Annotated in this window: 1 protein-coding gene; it reads left to right on the forward strand. The window is 32.3% G+C overall.

Annotated features, from left to right (window positions below; all coding sequences use genetic code 11):
• On the forward strand, nt 1-923 hold a 923-nt coding region (locus CN514_RS24225; RefSeq protein ID WP_141529515.1), incomplete at its 5' end, for a LysR family transcriptional regulator.
• Nucleotides 924-1,043 lie beyond the last annotated feature (120 nt).

Here is a 1,043-nt window from a genome sequence, read left to right on the forward strand (position 1 = left end):
TGGAATTAAGAGAATTGGAATACTTTATAGCTATTTGTGAAGAATTACATTTTACAAGGGCAGCAGAGAAATTAGGAATTTCACAACCTGCTTTAAGCCGTCAAATGAGAGCCCTAGAAGATAGATTAGGGGTTCGTTTATTTGATCGCTTAGGTAAAAAAATCGCCATTACAGAAGCTGGTAAAATTCTACAAGAAGAATCCGAAAAAATATTCTCTAATATAAAATATATCTATGAACAAATTGGAGAGCTTCAAAAAGTAAAAAGGGGTAAACTGATCATTGGTGCAATGTCGGAAGAGTTAAGTCAGCTTGCGTCTGTAATTTTCCTAGAGATTCATCGAATGCATCCCTATTTACAAATGAAGATCATTATGTCAGATAATATTGAGGATAGAGTTATTCAAAATGAAATCGACATAGCATTGACACACATGCCTTTAGAGAATGAACAGTTAACAAATATCCCTTTATATAATGAAGAATTTTATTTAGTTGTTCCTTTTGACCATCATTTAGCTGAAAGAGAAAAAGTTGATTTTGAAGAGATTAAGGACATTCAACTTGTCCTAAGTCCTAAAAACCACAATTGCCGAAAATTAATTGATGATACCGCTACATCTATGGGATTTGTCTTCAAGCCAATCATAGAATTAACTGATGTAAATTCCATTTTGAGTATAGTAAAAGCAGGTATTGGAGCTACCATACTTCCCAATACTCTTCTCACTTCTGAGAATTCTGAAACCCTTAAAGTAATTAAAATAGTGAATCCTGTAATTACTAAGGAAATTGCTATTGTACATCATAAAGAAAAGTATATTGGATCTGCTGCTAGAAATTTTATTGACTTGTTAGTTGCATATGTAAACTTGACAAGTCTTGATGTAGGAGGAACTGAAAATATTTTGATTAATTCATAAAAGTTCATATAAAAAAACTCCCCTTTCATTAAGCGAAAGGGGAGTTTTTTTATATGTTATTAACTTTAACGTTTATTAGACAATTTTATTCTGTGAACACTGCCACCCTGCGTGCCGACA

It is taken from the genome of Bacillus sp. AFS001701, from assembly GCF_002559405.1.
GTDB lineage: Bacteria > Bacillota > Bacilli > Bacillales > Bacillaceae_G > Gottfriedia.